Consider the following 17,397-nt stretch of genomic DNA (forward strand, 5'->3'; position numbering starts at 1 on the left):
ACGCCGCCATGACATGTGGAGCGTTACGGTCATCCCGCTGGCACACCACGCCAGCGTGCACTCAGTCCGGAACTGCATCGCATGGGGTTGCATCCGGACGCACAGCAACGCCGTAGAGGCCTATCTACGGGTTCTTTCTGGTGGAGGTTGCCATGCGAGGTGGTTCGATGCTGTTGTTGCTGACGCTAGCGGTCTACGGGAGTGCCAGTGGGAGCGAGTCGCGTGCCGCCCTGCCCCGCGCAGACACCGTTGACGTGCCACGCTTCATGGGCGACTGGTACGTCATCGCGCACATTCCTACACGGCCCGAGCGCAAGGCCTACGATGCCGTGGAGCGCTATACGCTGCGACCGGATGGCCGCATCCAGACCACCTTCACCTACCGCAAGGGCAGCTTCCAGGCGCCGCTCAAGTCCATGCATCCGATCGGCCAGGTGGCGAAGGAAGGCAATGGTGCGCTGTGGAGCATGCAGTTCTTCTGGCCGTTCAAGGCCGAGTACGTGATCGCCTGGCGGGATACGGAGTATGCGCAGACCATCGTGGCGCGCAGCAAGCGCGATTACGTCTGGTACATGGCGCGCACGCCGCAGGTCTCCGATGCCGACTATCAGCAGGCCGTTCAACGCATCGCCGCCATGGGCTATGACGTGTCGCAGCTGCGCCGCGTACCGCAATCGCAGCGGTGACGCGGTGACGCGGTGACGCGGTGATGGTGCAACGAGCTCAGCGATGCAGTGACTGCATCGCCGGCTCTCGCACACGGGCTGCGTCATGCGTCCTTGTCATCCACGGAAAACTCCCAGCCGTCATTCAGGCCACCCAGGGGCTTGGCCTCCACGGCCAGCTCTTCCTCGAACGCCGAAATCGCCTTGTACGACGGCACCATGGTCGGATACACCGTCACGTCCATCGGAAACGCGGTGTTTTCCGGATAGTGGCAGCAACGCACCTTTTGCTCGAAGCGCAGCAGCATCACCGAGAACTCCAGTGCCGACTCCTTCCTCGGGAAGACCACGGAGAACGCAATCTCGCGCGGCTTCGACAGGTCCACGCCTTGCTGGGCAATGTGCCAGAGGGTGTTGCCGTTATCGTCGTTGGGATACAGGTCCGGATGTCGTTGCATATGAGCTTCGGTCTTTGGCGGCCGGTGGCCAGGGAAGAGCGCTGGCGCTGATTGTGCGCTCTGATCGCGTGTCGCCAGGATCCAGACCTCGGCTGCTGGAGCCTACCGTCTCCCGGTGTTCGAGGTGCCTGCTCAGGCAATGAACCTGCTACGCAGATGGCCGCACGATGTGCGACCACCTCGGGCAATTCACGGCAGCCAAACCAGATTCATCAACTGCGGATCGGCCGTCACCTTGACCAGCTTGCCGCTGGGGCCGAACTGCACCTGGTACTCGGAGAAGCTGTCGCGCCAGTAGCGCCACAGCGAGGCGTCCAGATTCGGGTTTTCGCTGCTGATCGGGTAGCCGACCGCCATCAGCACCTGTTCGCGGGTCATGCCGCCGGTGAGCTTGCCGTCATTGATGGCCTGGCGGATCTTGGGCGGAAAGGTGGCCAGCTTGAGCTTGGGGTCGGCGGTGACGACATAGCGGGCGGCGAAGGCGGTGTTGTCCAGGTCGCGGCTGTAATCGTTGCCGATGGACTGCTTTTCGCCGGCGATCTTGAGGTTGACGCGGTTGCGGCCGAAACCGGTGACGCTGACCGGGGTGCCTACGGGAAGCATGCGCTTGCCGTCTTCGGCGTAGTTGCTGTCGCTGATCCAGCTGCCGTCGGTGCGCAGGTTGCAGCACAAAAAGCCGTCGTACTTGGCGACGTCGGCGGCGCTGGCCAGGTTGGCGGCGGTGAGCAGGCTCAGGGCCAGCAGGGAAGAACGCAAACGCATCGTAAAGACTCCTTTCTCGACGGCCATGGCCGCGCGGCAATGATGGGATCAGGCGCGCCGCCGTTTCCCCAACGGCGCGCAGGCATTGTCGCAGCCCCGGACGGCTTGGCAAGCACGGGTGACGCGGCCGGCCCGTGGTTGTGTATGCTCGGAGCCGTGGAAACTCTCTCACCCGCCGAGATCGCCGAGCAGATCGCCGAGTTGCGACGCGCCCACCGCGCGTTGGACGAGGAGATCCAGCGCGTGCCCGCCAACATGGACGACGAGCTGCAGATGAAGCGTCTGAAGAAGCGCAAGCTGCATCTCAAGGACTGCATCACGCGGCTGGAAATGGAGCTGGTGCCTGACGAGCCGGCGTGAGGTTGATGCTTGCGGCCGCCAGGGTTTGCTTTGCGGTGGTGGATATCAGCGTCGCTGTGACAGGCAGTTGAGTCAGTTGGTGGCGCAGGCAGGGTTTTGTCGGCATGGCGCTGGCTTGAGCTGAGGCGTGTCGCATTGGTCGCTTGGGCCACACCCTCACCCCACTCCGCGCCCCGGCCCACGCCTTGCGACGCGGGCGCTCCAAGGCATGCGCGCCAGTGGCGCGCAAGCGGTGCCGCTTCGCCCCGAAGGGACAGGGGCTCGATATGCCGGCCTTGAAGAATTGTCGATCTCTTCGGCCGACCTGGGCAACGGATCCGCGCGCTTGTTCGCGTCAGCGGACGTGCAAGCGCCTCACCGCTTTTGCGCGTCAGGCGCCGACTGTCGTAAAGACGACCCGAGCCGCCGTCCTCAGCCTGCGCGCAGCAGGATCTTGCCGCGGCGGCCCGGTTCGGCGCTTGCCGCGGCCGCCTTGGCTGCTTCTTCCAGGTCGAACACCGCTTCCACCGGCAGGGCCAGGCTGCCGTCGACGGCGGCCTTGAGCAGTTCGCCGATCATGCGGCGCTTGTCCTCGGGCTTGGTGGCGGCCATGACCTTGCTGCCCCAAAAGCCGCGCACGCTGGCCTGCTTGAAGATCACATCGCCGCTGGAAATCTGCAGCGGCTCGCCGGTCATCGAGCCGAACGAGATCAGCTCGCCGCCCTCGGCAAGCAGCCCCATCAGGTCGCCGGCTGCGCTGCCGGCGACAGAGTCGATTGCGCGCACGATCGGCGCCTCGCCGACCAGCGCGCGCACGCTGTCCTGCCAGCCCTCCCGGGCGGTGGAGACCGCGTTGCCGATGCCCAGTGCCTGCAGCTCGTCCACGCCGGCGTCGCGGCGCACCAGATTGACCACGTTGATGCCGCGCGCGGCGGCGAGCATGGCGACAGTCTTGCCGACCGCACCATTGGCGGTGTTCTGCACGATCCAGTCGCCTTTTTCGACCTGCAGGAACTCGATCAGCATCAGCGCGCTCAGCGGCATCGCGATCAACTGGCAACCGCGGTCGTCGTCCAGCGCGTCGGGCAGCGGCACCACGCCGGACGCGTCGGCCAGGAAAAACTCTGCCCAGCTTTCGTGCACGCCGGCCGCGACCACGCGCTGGCCGGTCTGCAGGCCTTGGACGCCTTCGCCGAGGGCGTCGATCACACCGGCTGCTTCGCTGCCGCCGATTGCGGGAAGCTCCGGCTTGTAGCCGTAATTGCCACGCACCGTCCACAGGTCGTGGTTGTGGATGGGCGAGCGACGCATGGCGATGCGCACCTGGCCCTTGCCGGGCTGCGGAGTAGGCCGTTGACCGAGTTCGAGCACCTTGGCCGGGTCGCCGAATTGGGTGTGGATGGCTGCGCGCATGGAAGTCTCCTGCCGGGCACGCCAGTGATCCAACGCACCCGATCGTGATGAAAGGTGGCGCGATGCTATCGGTACGGCTGCAAGAGGCGGATGAAACGAACGGAACTGTTGTGTGAAGTTGCGGGCGTTGGTGGAGGACGCCTGGAGTGACTCTGGTCTACTACAGCGCCGGGGGTCGCGTGCTGACCGACCCGCATCCGCCCTTCGGGGCACCTTCTCCCGGTGCGAGAAGGGAAGCGTGGTGCGCACCTGCGCTTCCCTGCGGGTGCGCTGCCATTGCCCGGCATCACCTACCGCAGGAAGACGCTGGCGTTTGTACTGCGGCCTTACTCGGCCGGCGGCAGCACCACGTCCGGCTTGACCGCTTCGGGGCTGACCCGCTCGATGGTGTGGCGCAATTCGCGGCCAAGGATGAACTTGGCGTCCTTGGCCCAGGCATCCAGGCGCTCGTCGAACAGCAGCTTGCTGTTCTCGTCCGGCCACACCAGGCGCAGCTCGCGCAGTTTCTGGATGAAGCTGCGGAACAGGGTCTTGTCGAAGAACTCCGGGGCGGCCGGGGCGTACAACAGGCTCAGGCGCTGCGCGGCCTGCTGGCACAGGCTTTCCAGTTCGCCTGCACCGAGCACGCCGGGGCCATTCTTCACCAGCACCGAGATGGCGATGTAATAGCGCTCGAAGGCCTGCTGCAGCGAATGGCCGATCGCACGCAGGCGGAACACCTCGTCGGTCTGCCCGGTATTGCGGGTGAGGATGCCGCCATCGTCGTCGGTGACGTTGAGCAGCAGGCCTTCGCGCACGAACATGTCGATGGTCTGCTCGATACGCTCGGCAAAGCGGTCCTCGCTCCACGGCAGGAACAACTCCGCCTGCAGGAACGGGTACACGGTGCGCCCCAGGCGCAGCAGACCGGCACGGCTCATGCGGCGGTTGTTCTGGAAGCAACACGCCACCCAAGAGGAGGCCGTGAACAGGTGCAGCACGTTGTTGCGGAAGTAGCTCAGCAACACCGCGGTGTCGCCGCTGACGCTCAGCACATCGCCCAGCGGGTGCGACACGCGCGTGAGCACGTTGATCTCTTCGGCGTGGGTGATGATGCGCGCCGGGGTGTGCGGGGTGACGGTGACGCGGTCCGAATACGGCATCTCCGCCAGCAGCTTCTTGCACAGCTCGATCTGCGCGATCAGGTCGGCCTCGCCCATCGCGTGCTTGGGCGTGGATAACAGTGCCAGCGCCAGCAGGTTGATCGGATTGACGTCGGCGGCGCAGTTGATGCGGGTCTGGATCTGGGTGGACAGCGTGTCCACCGCCGGTGCCAGCCAGGTGGGCTTTTCGTCATCGGGCAGCGGTTGGCCGTCCCAGTCGGGCGCGTGCTTGGCCAGCACGTCGTTGAGCGCGATCGGCTCGCCGAAGTTCACCACCACCTGGCCGTAGTTTTGCTTGAGCACCTTGGGGATGGACCACAGCAGGCCCCAGATGGATTCCTTCTCCTTGGGCCGGCCGGTGAGCTCGTCCAGGTAGCTGTTGCCTTCCATCAGCTTCTCGTAGCCGATGTAGACCGGCTGGAACAGCACCGGCTTGCGCGGCTGGCGCAGGTAGGCGCGCAGCGTCATCGCGATCATGCCGCCCTTGGGCTGCAGCAGGCGCCCGGTGCGCGAGCGCCCGCCTTCGACGAAGTATTCGATCGAATAACCGCCGGCCACCAGCTGGGCGACGTACTCGCTGAGCACCGCCGAATACAGCGCATTGCCCTTGATCGAGCGGCGGATGAAGAACGCGCCGCCCTTGCGCAGCAGCGTGCCGACCACCGGCAGATTGAGGTTGATGCCGGCCACGATGTGCGGCGGCACGATGCCGCGTTCGTACAGCAGGTAGCTCAGCAGCAGGTAATCCATGTGGCTGCGGTGGCTGGGCACGTAGACCACTTCGTGCCCGGGCGCGGCCTGCTTGAGCTTGTCCAGGTGATGCACCAGCACGCCGGCGTAGATGCGGTTCCACACGTGGGTGAGCAGGAAGCTGGCCGAGCGCACCACCGGACTGGAATAGTCGGCGGCGATTTCCCAGGCGTAGGCATGCGCCTTGCGCCAGGCATCGACCGGCTTGGAGTTGTCGCGCTTGGCCTGGGTGGCGATGGCCTCGCGCACCGAGTCGGCCGCCAGCACCTGGTCCACCAGCAGGCGGCGGGTGGACAGGTCCGGCCCGATCACCGCCTCACGGATACGGCGGAAATGCGTGCGCAGCACGCGCTGCAGCTTGCGCAGGGTGCGCTCGGGCGGCAGGCCTTCGGCCATGGTCTGGCGCAGCGAGATCGGCGGGGCAAAGCGCACGATGGTGGTGCGGCCATTGAGCAGCACCGCCAGCAGGCGCCGGAAGCGGCCGACCAGCGCCCAGTTTTCCGAGAACAGCACCGCAAACCAGCCGCTCTGCTTGTCCGGCGCGCGGCCGACGAAGATCGACACCGGCACCAGGTGCACGTCCAGGTCGGCGCGCACGCGATGCGCCTGCAGCAGCTTGGCCAGCGAATCCGAATGGGTCTTGCCGCCGCGCTGCTCGGGGATCAGCGAATTGCTGCTGCTGCGCCGCGACAGCGCCAGGTAGGCGCGCTTGCGCTGCAGCGGGTCGCCCGGCAGCGGCACCAGTGGCGAGGGCAGCCCGGCCTCGCGGCAGGCCTTGTCCAGGATCAGCGCGCTGGACAGGCCGTAGTCCTCCAACACGTAGACCACCGGCGTGCCGTCGTCGTAGCGGCTCGGCTGGTCCGGTTCGATGGTCAGGCTCAGCCAGGGGTCGGCCAGGCGGCCGAGCAGGCGCGCCCACCACGGGCGTTTGGCGCTGCGGGCAGCGGCGACGGCGGGCGCGATCGACGGCGCAGCGTCCGGCGGAACCGGAACGGCGGCCGTGGCACCGAGATCGGCGGCGGCAGCGCTGGGCGGGGCGGGCTGGCCGTCCGGGAACGGCAGGGGATTCTGTTCTGGCATCACGGTCATTATCGCCCAGCCGGGCGTTGCCCGGTGGCGGCGGGCGTGGCGGGCGCGGCCGCCGGGGTGTCAGGCCTTGCAGTGGCGTCGGGTGCGGGCGCCGCCGGCGCAGCGCCGAGCAGCGCCTGCACTTCGTCCTGGGTCTGCTGCTGGTACCAGTGGCCGTCGCGCTTGATCAGGCCGATGCTCAGGTCGATGTCGTGCGCGGCCAGCGGATAGCGCAGCCGCACCTGGGCGCGGTCGCCGTCTTGCTTGATCAAGCCGGTGCGCAGCGCATCCAGGCTGCTGTCCAGCGACAAGCCGTAACGCTCCAGCACCTGCTTGGCCGCGGCCCAGAACGGCCCCAGCCGGCGCAGGCTCTCTTCCATCCCCAAGCGCTGCAGATCGGCGTCCGAGCCGATGCCGGTGGCGCGGGCGGCAGTCACCAAGTCGGCGATGCTGGCCTTGGCGCGCGCGCGGTCGGCCAGCGGCGCGGTGGCCGCCCAGGCGCTGAGGGCATCGACCAGCTGCACGTAATGGGCGCGTTGCTCGGGCTGGTAGTCGCTGCGGCTGCGCAGGTATTGCACGCCGAACTGGCCCAGCGACTGCGCGGCCTGGCGGATGCCCTGCGACTGGCCGGCCAGCTGTGCATCGAAGGCCTGCTGCAGCTGGCGTTCGGCGCCGGGCGCCGACAAGGTACCGAGCAGGCTGCCGACCTCGTTGGGCAGTGGCAGCTCGGTCAGCGGCCAGCGGCTGGCACCGCTGCGCCAAGCCGCCTCCAGCTGGGTGTATTGCGCGGGGGTGACCCGGATCCGCGCATAGGCGACCAGGTCGTTGCGCCGCAATGGCAGGGTCATCGACTGCATCGCGGCGGCCGGCTCGGCGCTGGCGCCCGGCAAGGCGGCGGTCTTGTCGGCGCGCTGGCAGCTGCCCAGGCATAGCGCTGCCAGCAGCACCCACGCGATGGACTGGAACCGGCCGGCGCGGACGGTGGATGGCGACATGCGCACGCTGTTCCCCTGATCGATCGGCGCATCTTGCTGTCTGAACGCACTGGCGGCAAGGCGCGCGACAACCGTGCGCCCGGGTACGGTGCGGAAACGTTAGATTTTCGTAGTTCCATGCATGTTGTCGCCCAGTGTCCGACATTGACTGCCGTTGTCCTTTCCGGACAAACTTGTCCAGGCGATGCCGCCAAGCCCTTGTGCCACCTGCGTTTGGCCCAATGGTGCAGCGCATCATGTAAGCGCTTGCAGTTCCTGCTAGCGTGCGCGCCATCTCGCTCTGAGGTCGCCATCGGTTGGGGCCGATGTCATTCATGTGCATGTGTGACACGAACGTTCTGCGCCAGCGGACCGTGCGACCCTTCCCGGCGTGCGGCGGCAGCCGCGTTGTCCTGGAGGTTTTGCCATGAGTCGGCCACGCTCCGAAGGCGGTAGCGTCACCATCAAGGACGTCGCGCGCGAAGCGCAGGTGTCGGTGGCAACGGTCTCGCGCACCATGAATGGGCACCAGCATGTGGCCGAGTCGGTGCGCGAGCGCGTGCTGCAGGTGGCCCGTGCGCTGCATTACATCCCGCACCACGCCGCGCGCAGCCTCAGCAGCCGGCGCACCCACACCATCGGGGTGGTGCTGCCGGACCTGCATGGCGAATTCTTTTCCGAACTGATCCGCGGCATCGACCAGGTGGCGCGCGAGCAGGGCTACCACCTGCTGGTGTCCAGCTCGCACGGCGACCCGCAGGCGCAGCGCAAGGCGCTGGAACGCCTGCCCGGGCGCGTGGACGGGGTGGTGGTGATGTCGCCCTCGCTCGGCGACTCCGGCGTGCACGAGGACGCCCTGCCCGGCGGCCTGCCGGCGGTGCTGCTCAACTGCGCTGGCACGGCCAGCCAGCGCCCGGTGCTCAACGTGGACAACTACGGCGGCGCGCGGACGATGACGCGGCACCTGCGCGACAGCGGCCACCGCCGCATCGCCTTCATCGCCGGGCCGGCCGACAACTTCGATGCGCACGAGCGTCTGCGCGGCTACCGCGACGAGCTGGCGCTGGATGCCGACGTGCAGCCGTGGGTGCTGCCAGGCAACTTCGACGAAGAGTCCGGCTACCGCGCCGGCCAGACGCTGGCACAGGACGCGCGCCCGGATGCGGTGTTCGCGGCCAACGACATGATGGCGCTGGGCTGCCTGTTCGCGCTCGGCCATGCCGGGCTGAAGGTGCCGCAGGACATCGCGCTGGCCGGCTTCGACGACGTGCCGATGGCGCGCTACGTGCTGCCGGCGCTGACCACCATGCGGGTGGACATCGCCGGGCTGGGCGCACGGGCATTGCAGCTGTTGCTGGGCCAGCAACTGGTCGATGCGCCCGCCCCGCCCGCCGATGCCGCACCGCCGGCGTTTTCCGAGATGGTTCCCGAACTGATCGTGCGCGCGTCCAGCGCGCCGCGGGCGGCGCCTCCCACCTGAAACGCGCCACCACGCTTTGCCGAACGTGTGTTGCTTGCAGTCCTTGCCGTTGTTGCCAGCTGTCCCGCTTGACGCAGTACCGACGCGCCAGTCACTCCGCTGGTTCGCGCTTTACCCCTGGGAGGGGGAAAGTCATGAAGAATTACCGCACCGTCTCCACCCTGCCGGCGCGCAGCCTGTTGTGCTGCGCCCTTGCCGCCTCGTTGCTAGCCAGCACCCCGGCCATGGCCCAGTCCAGCAATGCGACCTTGCGCGGCCAGGTTGCGGCGGCACAGGCCGGCACCACCGTGACCGCGACCAATGTGGCCAGCGGCGCCGTCCGGCGCGTACCCACCGGCGCCGACGGCAGCTACGCGCTGGTCGGCCTGCCCCCGGGCACCTACAAGGTGGATGCCGGCCCCGGCAGCGAGCAGACCGTGACCCTGTCGGTGGCCTCGTCGGTCACCTTGAACCTGGGCGGCGGCGCGGCCGCGGCGCCTGCCGGCGATGCCACCACGCTGGATGCGGTGCAGGTCACCGCCACCACGCTGCAGGAGGTCAAGACCTCCGAAGTGGGCACCAACGTGTCGCTGAAGCAGATCAGCACCGTGCCGCAGCTGACGCGCAACTTCCTGGAGTTCGCCGACACCGTGCCGGGCATGCAGTTCGAGACCAACTCCAACGGCAACAGCCAGATCCGCGGCGGCGCGCAGGGCAGCTCGGCGGTGAACGTCTACATCGACGGCGTCGGCCAGAAGAGCTACCTGTTCGGCGGCGTGTCCGGGCAGGAGCAGAGCGCGGGCAACCCGTTCCCGCAGCTGGCCATCGGCGAGTACAAGGTCATCACCTCCAACTACAAGGCCGAGTTCGACCAGGTCGGTTCGGCGGCGATCGTGGCCTCGACCAAGTCCGGCGGCAATGAGTTCCACGGCGAGATCTTCGGGCGCACCAGCAATACCGATTTCCGCGCGCGTCAGCCCGACGAACGCGCCGGCGCGCCCAACTCCGATGGCAGCAAGCGCAAGACCCACCAGGACGAATACGGCTTTGCGCTGAGCGGGCCGATCGTGCAGGACAAGGCGCATTTCTTCTTCAGCTACGAAGGCAAGGGCTTCGAGGTCTCGGCTGATCCGGTGGCCGTGCCCGATCGCTTCAGCGCGCTCAGCGACGACCTGCCGGCCGGTGTACAGAGCCGGCTCGGCTCGGTCACCCGCCCGTTCAACGAAGACCTGTACTTCGGCAAGGTCGACTGGGACATCGGCGAGAACGACCGCCTGGAGCTCACCGGCAAGTACCGCGACGAGGAAAGCCGCGACAGCGTCGGCGGCCAGACCACCGCGATCGCCTCCAAGATCAACCTCAACACCGAAAAGCGCTTCGATCTGCGCTGGCAGCATTACGGCGAGCGCTACGTCAACGAAGCGCGCGTGTCCTATGAAGACGTGCTGTTCAATCCCACCGCCTACACCGTGGGCAGCCAGAGCGTGTACACGCGCGGCATCGCCGAAGACGACGTGCTGCTCAACGACGGCGCCACCAGTGGCCTGGCGATCCAGCGCAAGGGCCAGAAGGGCCCCAGCTTCCAGAACGACTTGACCTTCAACAACCTCGAGTGGCACGGCAACCACGTCATCAAGATGGGCGTGAAGTACAAGGAAGTGGAGCTGACCCAGAGCGAGAACTCTGCGGCCAACCCGTCGTTCTACTACGCGGTGGGCGATGGCGCGGGCACCTCGGCCATTCCCTACCAGGTGCGCTTCAACCTGCCGTTCGCCGGTGCCGCACCGTCGGTGACCACCACCAGCAAGCAGCTGGGCCTGTACATCCAGGACGATTGGGACGTCAACGACAAGCTGCAGTTGAATATCGGCGTGCGCTGGGATGGCGAAAAGATTCCCTCGTACCTGGACAACGTGACCCCGCCGGAAGTGGTGGCGGCCTTGAACGGCCCCGGCACCGATCCGGCCGTGAGCGCCACCTACGCCGAGCAACTGGCCAAGGGCGGGGTGGACATCAACGACTACATCAGCAACGGCCGCAATCGCAAACAGGACAACAACAACTTCGCGCCGCGCCTGGGCTTTTCCTACGACTTCCGTGGCGACGAGTCGCTGGTGCTGTTCGGCGGTGCCGGCCGCAGCTACGACCGCAACCTGTTCGACGTGATGGGCCTGGAGCAGATCAAATCCGCGCTGGCGCAGTACACGATCCGCTTTGCCGGGCCCACCAACTGCATCCCGGCGCCGGGTACCTGCACCGCCTTCGATCCGGCGTTTGTGAGCAATCCCGACAGCCTGGGCAACCTGGTCGATGCGCGCGTGCGCAATGGCGAAATCGACCTGCTCAACAACGATCTGAAGACGCCGTATGCCGACCAGTATTCGCTGGGCCTGCGCACCCAGTTGGGCGACTGGAACACCTCGGCCACGCTGTCGTACATCCACAGCAAGGACGGTTTCATCTTCACCCTGGGCAACCGCTATGCCAACGGCGATTTCTTCCAGAACGGCGCACAGGCGTTTGAGCAGCGGCCGCAGGGCTTCGGCAACCTGATCATCGGCAACAACGGCGTGGAGACCAAGACCGGCCAGTTGCTGCTGTCGGCAGACAAGCCCTATACGCAGGAGAGCGGCTGGGGCCTGACCGCGGCCTACACCTTCTCGCGTGCGCGCGGCAATCGCGGCAACGACGATCGCTACGGATTCGATGCGGCCACCATTGCCGACTACCCGTTCCTGGATCTCAATGCGGTGCCGCGCCACCGCCTGGTGCTTACCGGCATCTACGACCTGTTCTGGGGCATCAGCGGCTCGGCCAAGCTGACCCTGGCCACGGTGCCGCCGCGCAACGAGGCGATCTCCTACGACCAGTACGGCGGCCCGAGTTCGGACAACATCCGCGTGGTCTCGGTGGATGCGCCCGGCGGCAAGTTCATCGCCGGCGGCGACATCTTCGGCACCCGCCAGCTGGACTTGTCGTTGTCCAAGGACATGCACATCACCGATGCGGTGACGGTGCAGGTGCGCGGTGATCTGATCAATGCGCTGAACTTCCGCAACTACGATCAGTACAGCATCGACTGGGGCAGTGCCGGCGTGTACGACCCGCGCGTGAGCATCAACCAGTACGGCGCGATGTCCACTCCGCCACGGACCTTGTTCATGAGCGCACGCATCATCTGGTAACGGCTGCGTTGGCGGCATCCGGCGTCTCGGCGCCGGTACCGCACCCGCTGCCTAAGCTGCATCGGCCCCACGGCAATGGGGAGGGGCCGGCCGCAGACTTGTTGCATCGTCCCGATTGAGGTGTGTTGCTGCGGCGCGACGCGCGATGCTGCAGACGCCACGCTCCGGTTGGCGACCGTTTTTGCTGTGTTTGCCGTCCCTGCTGTTTGTTTGTTGCCCGCTGTACCCGTTCCATCCACACCAAGCACCAACCTCGACGCGCCAGTCACTTCACTGGTTCGCGCTTTACCCCTGGGAGGGGGAAAGTCATGAAGACTCACCGCACCGTCTCCACCCTGCCGGCACGTAGCCTGTTGTGCTGCGCCCTGGCTGCCTCGTTGTTCGCCACCACCCCGGCCATGGCCCAGTCCAGCAACGCCACGTTGCGCGGACAGGTCGCTTCCGCACAGAGCGGCAGCGAGGTCGTCGTCACCAACCTCGCCACCGGCTCGGTGCGACGCGCACCGGTCAATGCCAACGGCAACTACACCATCGTCGGTCTGCAGCCGGGCACCTACAAGGTCGAATCCAACGGCGCCAGCCGCACGGTGACCCTGTCGGTGGCCTCCAGCGCCACCGTCGATCTCGGCACCGAGGCGGCCGCGGCGCCCGCCGGCGACGCGACCACACTGGACACGGTGACGGTCAGCGCGCCGATGATTCGCGACGTCAAGACCTCCGAGGTGGGTAACACGGTGTCGCTGCGCCAGATCCAGCAGCTGCCGCAGGCCACGCGCAACTTCCTGGAATTCGCCGACACCGTGCCGGGCATGGTGTTCACCATCGACCAGGATGGCAACACCAAGCTGCGCGGCGGTGCGTCCAACGCCAGCTCCAGCAATCTGTACATCGACGGCGTGAGCCAGAAGAGCTACGTTTCCGGCGGCGGCATCGCCGGCCAGGACGAGACCCAGGGCAACCCGTTCCCGCAGCTGGCGATCGGCGAATACAAGGTCATCACCTCCAACTACAAGGCCGAATACGGCCAGATCAGCGGCGCGGCGATCACTGCGGCGACCAAGTCCGGCACCAACGAGTTCCATGGTGAGGCGTTCTACCGCTTCACCAATCAGGACCTGCGTAAGCAACGCCCTGACGAAGCCGATGGCAAGGTCGATTCGCAGACCAAGGAATATGGTTTTGCGATCGGCGGCCCGCTGATCCAGGACCGCATGCACTTCTTCTTCGCCTACGAAGGCAAGGACAACGTCGCGCCCAAGAGCGTGCAGCCCAGTGCCGAAGCGGCGCCATTCATCGGCCTGCTGCCGTCGAACCTGCGCGACCAGTACGGCGCGTCCAACATGCCGTTCACCGAAGATCTGTATTTCGGCAAGATCGACTTCGAACCGACCGACAACGATCGCATCGAACTGGCCACGCAGTATCGCGACGAAACCCAGGTCAGCAATGTGGGCGGCCAGAACGCGCCCGACCGCGCGGTGGACAAGATCAACAAGGACAAGCGCACCAGCCTGCGTTGGCAGCACAGTGCCGACAGCTGGTTCAACGAAGCCATCCTCACCACCGAAGATTCGCGCAATGTGCCGACGCCGCGCGGTGTGGGCAACGGTTCCATCTACACCTACATCGACCGCACCCAGGCCGATCCGCGCCAGTGGGTGTTCCTCAACACCGGCGCCGCCAGTGGCGAAGACTTCAAGTTGCGTAGCCAGAAGGGTTGGTCGTTCCAGAACGATCTGACCTTCAACGCACTGCAGTGGCATGGCGAGCACACCATCAAGACCGGTGTGACCTACCGCGACATCAAGCTGACCTCGCGCGAATCGAGCTCGCTCAATCCGCAGTTCAGCTATGAAGTCGGCCAGAACGGCGTGGCGCCGGTGCCGTTCCAGGTGCGCTACATCCGTGCGTTCGACAACCCCGGCCAGCTGCCGGTGGTCGAGTCGCCGTCCAAGCAGTACGGCATCTATCTGCAGGACGACTGGGCCGCCACCGACAAGCTGATGATCAACATCGGCGTGCGTTATGACTACGAAGACACCCCGGCCTACACCGACTTCGTGACCTCGCAGCCGTTCGTGAATGCGCTGTATTCCGACGATCCGGACAACCCCGGTCAGCCGTGGGCCAACCGCCTGCTGCCCAGCGGCGTCAACGTGGCCGATTACATCAGCACCGGCAACAACCGCAAGAACTTCAAGGATGCCTGGGCACCACGTCTGGGCTTCTCCTACGACCTATTCGGCGATGAGGCGGCAGTGATCCACGGCGGCGCGGGCCGTTCCTACGACCGCAACCTGTTCGAACAGCTCGCGCTGGAATCGGTCAAGGCCGCGCTGTCGCCGGTGGTCGTGTACTTCAGCGATGCCGCCAGCGGCCAGGGCTGCTTCCGCACCGACCGTGTCTGCGCCCCATGGAATCCGGCGTTTCTCACCGGTATCGATCAGCTCAACACGATCGACGGCACCAACGACAGCTCCGAGCTTTTCATGTTCAAGAACAAGCTCAAGACCCCGTACAGCGACCAGTACAGCATCGGCATCAGCAACCAGGTCGGCGATTGGCTGACCGATGTCACCTTCCAGCGCATCCTGTCCTACGACGGGCTGGTGATGAGCCTGGTCAACCGCTATCCGAACGGCGCGTACTTCGATGCCAATGGCGGCGTGCCGTGGGGCGAGCCGGTGCCGGGCTATCGCAACACCATCATCGGCAACAACGGTCTGGAGCAGCGCAGCAGCCAGGTGTTGCTGTCAGCGGAAAAGCCCTACACCAAGGAATCGGGTTGGGGCTTGAACCTGGCGTACACGCATACCAGCGCGCGCCAGAACCGCAACATCGACGAGCCGTTTGCATTCGACAAGGCCACCATCCGCGACTATCCGTTCGTGAAGTCCGATGCGGTCTCGGCGCACCGCTTCGTGGCCTCCGGCTCGCTGGATGGTCCGTGGGGCGTCACCTTCGGTGCCAAGCTGGTGCTGGCCACGCCGGAGCCGATCAACACGATTGCCTGCTACGGCTTCACCGATCCCGATGGCGGCACCTGCCAGCAGATCGGCGTCACTCCGCCGGGCAACGGCAAGTTCCTGCTGGGCGGCAAGATCTGGGGCTACCGCACCGTGGATCTGCAGGCCACCAAGGACTTCACCGTGGCTGGCGACTTCAAGTTGACCGCACGGGTGAACGTGCTCAACGTGTTCGATTTCAAGAACTTCACCCAGTATCAGTACAACAGCTTCGGCAGCAATGGTCGGCTGGAGCCGGACATCACCGTGGTCAACGACGGCGAGATCAGCTACGTGCCACGCAGCGTGATTTTCGAAGTGGGTGCAAAGTTCTGATCCACTGCAACGTGCACGCGCATGCGCCTGCATGCGCGTGAGTCGAACGGGGCCGCGTGGCCCCGTTCGCCTGTCAGTTTCAGAGTGGCGAACAAAACATAGCGGGCAGTCGTCTGTTGGGTATCACACACGTGCGACGTAACGGTGTGCACGTGGTGCATGCTGCCCCGTGTATCGATTGCAACTGCCTGGCAATGATCACAGACGTTTTGTTGGCGGCTTCTCTTCTTCTCAGGACCGGACTTCCATGATCCCCGCTCCGCTTCGCAACATCGTCATCGTCGGCGGTGGCACCGCCGGCTGGATGGCCGCCGCGGCCTTCGCGCGCGTGCTTGGCCCCGGCTTCAAGGTGCAGCTGATCGAATCCGAACAGCTCGGCACCGTCGGCGTCGGCGAGGCCACCGTGCCGCACATCAAGGCCTTCAACAATTTGCTCGGCATCGACGAAGCCGAGTTCGTCCGCCAGACCCAGGGCAGCTTCAAGCTCGGCATCGAGTTCGTCGACTGGCAGCGGCCCGGCACGTCGTACATCCATGGCTTCGGCACCCAGATTGGGCACCCGCTCGGGCTGCTGCCGTTCCACCAGTACTGGATCAAGCAGCACGCGCGCGGCAAGGCGCAGCCGCTGGGCGCCTATACGCTCAACACCGTGGCCGCGGTGCGCGGCAAGTTCATGACCTCGGCCGGCGATGTGCCGGCCAATTCGCCGCTGGCCAATATCGCCTACGCGTATCACTTCGACGCCACGCAGTACGCGCGCTTCTTGCGCACTTACGCCGAGCAGCGCGGCGTCACCCGTATCGAAGGCCTGGTCGAGCAGGTGCAGCTGCATGCGGACAGTGGCCACGTGCAATCGCTGCAGCTGGCCTCGGGGCAGGTCGTCAGCGGCGACCTGTTCATCGACTGCTCCGGCTTCCGCGGGCTGTTGATCGAAGAAGCGCTGCACACCGGCTACCACGACTTCACCCATTGGCTACCCTGCGACCGCGCCCTGGCGGTGCCGAGCGAAAACGTCGGCCCGCCCACGCCGTACACGCGCTCCACCGCGCGCGCGGCCGGCTGGCAGTGGCGCATCCCGCTGCAGCACCGCACCGGCAACGGCTATGTGTATTCCAGCGCGCACATCAGCGACGACGAAGCCGCCGCCACGCTGCTCGCCAACCTGGACGGCAAGCCGCTGGCCGACCCGCGCCCGCTGCGCTTCACCACCGGGCGGCGCAAGCAGTTCTGGAACCGCAACGTGGTGGCATTAGGCCTGGCCAGCGGCTTCCTGGAACCGCTGGAATCGACCAGCATCCACCTGATCCAGGCCGGCATTTCCCGGCTGCTGGAGCTGTTTCCACGCGAGGGCATCAGCCCGGTGCTGGTGCAGCGCTACAACGACCGGCTGGCGTTCGAGTTCGACCGCATCCGCGACTTCCTGGTGCTGCACTACCACGCCACCGAGCGCGACGACAGCGCGTTCTGGCGGCACTGCCGCACGATGCCGATCACCCCTGAGCTGCAGACCACGCTGGACCTGTTCCGCGACAGCGGGCGCTTCTACCGCAATGCCGAGGAGATGTTCGCCGAGATCAGCTGGGTGCAGGTGATGGTCGGCCAGGGCATCCTGCCGCGGGCCTATCACCCGTTGGTGGACCAGGTGCCCGATCACGACGCCGAACGCTTCCTGGCCAGCGTTGCGCAGACCATCGGCCACTGCGTGGACGTCATGCCGACCCACCAGCAGTTCATTGATCGCTACTGCAAGGCAACGGCGCCGCGTTGAGCGACGACACCGCCGGCGCAGTCGCCGATCGGCAGGCAAAAAAAAGGACCGGGCACAAGGCCCGATCCCTTCG

11 protein-coding genes are annotated in these 17,397 nt (G+C 66.1%); 6 read left to right on the forward strand and 5 right to left on the reverse strand.

Annotation, left to right across the window (positions count from 1 at the left end):
- The first annotated feature begins 152 nt into the window (after window positions 1-152).
- Entirely contained in the window at window positions 153-686 is a 534-nt protein-coding gene (locus tag ABQY74_RS20040) for a lipocalin family protein (protein ID WP_349794667.1), read from the forward strand.
- 83 nt (window positions 687-769) lie between these two features.
- Here ABQY74_RS20040 and ABQY74_RS20045 read toward each other — a convergent pair whose 3' ends face one another.
- On the reverse strand, window positions 770-1,123 hold the full coding sequence (locus tag ABQY74_RS20045; protein WP_349794669.1) for a ribonuclease E inhibitor RraB: 354 nt from the start codon (window positions 1,121-1,123) through the stop codon (window positions 770-772).
- Between the two features lie 189 nt (window positions 1,124-1,312).
- Complete coding sequence (locus ABQY74_RS20050) at window positions 1,313-1,885, reverse strand: hypothetical protein (protein WP_039527696.1); 573 nt, start codon at window positions 1,883-1,885, stop codon at window positions 1,313-1,315.
- Window positions 1,886-2,041: 156 nt separating this feature from the next.
- On the opposite strand from ABQY74_RS20050, the gene ABQY74_RS20055 reads away from it, so the two are divergent.
- The gene (locus ABQY74_RS20055) at window positions 2,042-2,245 is read left to right on the forward strand and encodes a YdcH family protein (protein ID WP_023905744.1); all 204 of its coding nucleotides are present in this window, start codon (window positions 2,042-2,044) and stop codon (window positions 2,243-2,245) included.
- A 411-nt stretch (window positions 2,246-2,656) separates the two neighbouring features.
- On the opposite strand, the gene ABQY74_RS20060 is transcribed toward ABQY74_RS20055, so the two are convergent.
- The 3 genes from ABQY74_RS20060 to ABQY74_RS20070 all read right to left on the reverse strand — a co-directional run bounded on the left by ABQY74_RS20060 (window position 2,657) and on the right by ABQY74_RS20070 (window position 7,592).
- Window positions 2,657-3,637, reverse strand: a complete 981-nt coding sequence (locus tag ABQY74_RS20060; RefSeq protein WP_349794671.1) for a zinc-binding dehydrogenase — start codon at window positions 3,635-3,637, stop codon at window positions 2,657-2,659.
- A gap of 326 nt (window positions 3,638-3,963) precedes the next feature.
- Window positions 3,964-6,618, reverse strand: coding sequence for a glycerol-3-phosphate 1-O-acyltransferase PlsB (gene plsB / locus ABQY74_RS20065; RefSeq protein ID WP_349782706.1), 2,655 nt, complete (start codon window positions 6,616-6,618; stop codon window positions 3,964-3,966).
- Entirely contained in the window at window positions 6,618-7,592 is a 975-nt protein-coding gene (locus ABQY74_RS20070) for a hypothetical protein (protein ID WP_349782704.1), read from the reverse strand. The genes plsB and ABQY74_RS20070 overlap by 1 nt, the downstream gene beginning before the upstream one ends.
- A 406-nt stretch (window positions 7,593-7,998) precedes the next feature.
- On the opposite strand from ABQY74_RS20070, the gene ABQY74_RS20075 reads away from it, so the two are divergent.
- The 4 genes from ABQY74_RS20075 (at window position 7,999) to ABQY74_RS20090 (ending at window position 17,324) form a co-directional block, all read left to right on the forward strand.
- Window positions 7,999-9,051, forward strand: a complete 1,053-nt coding sequence (locus ABQY74_RS20075) for a LacI family DNA-binding transcriptional regulator (RefSeq protein ID WP_039510858.1) — start codon at window positions 7,999-8,001, stop codon at window positions 9,049-9,051.
- A gap of 134 nt (window positions 9,052-9,185) precedes the next feature.
- The gene (locus ABQY74_RS20080) at window positions 9,186-12,215 is read left to right on the forward strand and encodes a TonB-dependent receptor domain-containing protein (RefSeq protein ID WP_349794674.1); all 3,030 of its coding nucleotides are present in this window, start codon (window positions 9,186-9,188) and stop codon (window positions 12,213-12,215) included.
- A 308-nt stretch (window positions 12,216-12,523) separates the two neighbouring features.
- On the forward strand, window positions 12,524-15,556 hold the full coding sequence (locus ABQY74_RS20085; protein WP_127158575.1) for a TonB-dependent receptor domain-containing protein: 3,033 nt from the start codon (window positions 12,524-12,526) through the stop codon (window positions 15,554-15,556).
- 247 nt (window positions 15,557-15,803) lie between these two features.
- Window positions 15,804-17,324: a tryptophan halogenase family protein gene (locus tag ABQY74_RS20090; protein ID WP_349794676.1), complete on the forward strand. Its 1,521-nt coding sequence runs from the start codon at window positions 15,804-15,806 to the stop codon at window positions 17,322-17,324.
- Window positions 17,325-17,397: the final 73 nt, after the last annotated feature.

This window comes from Xanthomonas sp. WHRI 7064 (assembly GCF_040202355.2).
In the GTDB taxonomy this organism is placed as follows: Bacteria; Pseudomonadota; Gammaproteobacteria; order Xanthomonadales; family Xanthomonadaceae; genus Xanthomonas; species Xanthomonas arboricola.